A 1,628-nucleotide genomic window follows, 5' to 3' on the forward strand; every position below is an offset into this window, starting at 1 on the left:
TGAAATAGGTTGTTCTTGAGGAACTAGAATGGCAACCATGCGTTCTGGATGACAGGTGAGTTTGAGCAGTTGGGTAACTACTAAATAATTCCCTTTTACAGTTTTGGCTTTTAATAAAACGCTGTCTTGGTGATATTTGAATATTGAGAGTTCTGGATGAGTTCCATTCAAGGCTTTGCGAACTGCTTCTATAGATGACCAAATACGAGTTCCAGCTACATCTAAACTTTCACCTTCTTCTACTAGTTCATTCAGAATGGTACTATGTTTCAAACTGAGAAGGGCAAGCCATTTTTCTGGAGTGCGATGGGTAATGAGTTCGATGTCTACACCCTGTGGTGTATAGCCGACAGCACTCAGGCAATAGCGATCGCAATGAGATAAGGATACATAGAGTCCAGCTACAATAGCTCCTACTAATTGGGGTTTCCCTGATGCTAAGGTAGTAATTTCAAAATCTAGGAGATATTCTGGGGATAACTCTAACTGAGTTTGAATAGCTTTGGCAACGATTGGCTTTTCTTGTTGTCTTCGCTCTTCTTTGGGCAAAATTTTTAAATTGGGAGTATATCCTAACCCTACTCCTGGTTGTTTTAATTTCCAAGTGGTAAAAGCAGTATTTAATTTATCTTGTAGGATCTTAGCATCGCGTTTTTCAGGATTTGCTAATTCTTCAGGGGTGGGATTAGAAAGGTTTTCTTCCATAATTCGCACGCGATAATCTGTTAGTTTTTCCAGGATATTCCCTTGTTTATCACTGACAAATACTTCACCAATACATTCTTTCTTTCCTTTTTCTATGCACACAACAGTTACTATTCTGTCATCTTTCTGAAAATGAGGATTTTGGAAAAATTCTATTTTACCTATTGAGATTGGTAAACAAGTCTGTTGGGAAATATTTAGTTGTAATGATTGGAGTAAAACATCTCTCAAATAAGGATCGCCTAGTAGCATATAGCTTTCCATGTCTGTAGAAAAGCTTTCTTGAACTAACTCAGTTTCAGAAGTAATGGCGTAGGAACGAAAAATGCTCTGGTTTTGATTAAGAGCATATATTGCACCCATTCGTTGAAAGCGTTCTCCTTGAAATAATAAGTCTCCATAAAGATCGGTTTGGGGATCGATCGCCAGAGGTTCTCCTAAAGGAATATCGATAGTGGAACCGGGTTTTATGTCTCCTATAATAAAGGTTGCAGCAAAATGATCTGTTGTAAATGCTGTTTGTTCGGTGCGAATACTTACTTTAACTGCTATTTCTCCGTTAGGCAAAGCTTCCATTACTTGAGCATGAATTTCAATTTCTACTCCATCAGTTGGGTGAACAACGATAGGGCGATGCAAAGAGATATTTTCAATTCTGGCAATTTTATTGTCTGTTTCCCCAGTAACGTAAGCAGTTGCTTGCGCCATTGCTTCTAAACCGAAGACAGTCGGGAACAAATAAGAACCTCGCCAGACATGATCTTGAATGTACAAATCTTTGTCTAGACTGAGATGAGTCCGCACCGTTAACTCAATATGAGGTTCAACATGAAGCACTCGTTCGATAAAACGATATTCATTGGTTTTGACTAACTGAACTGGTGACCAAGTATCAAGACTTCCTAAACGAGCGCTAATAATAA

General features: G+C 38.5%; 1 protein-coding gene. It reads right to left on the minus strand.

Annotation, left to right across the window (positions count from 1 at the left end; genetic code table 11):
• Positions 1 to 1,628: polyketide synthase dehydratase domain-containing protein (locus tag AC3DU7_RS15410; protein WP_488040212.1), on the minus strand; the 1,628-nt coding region annotated here is incomplete at both ends.

The organism is Okeania sp., from assembly GCF_983059655.1.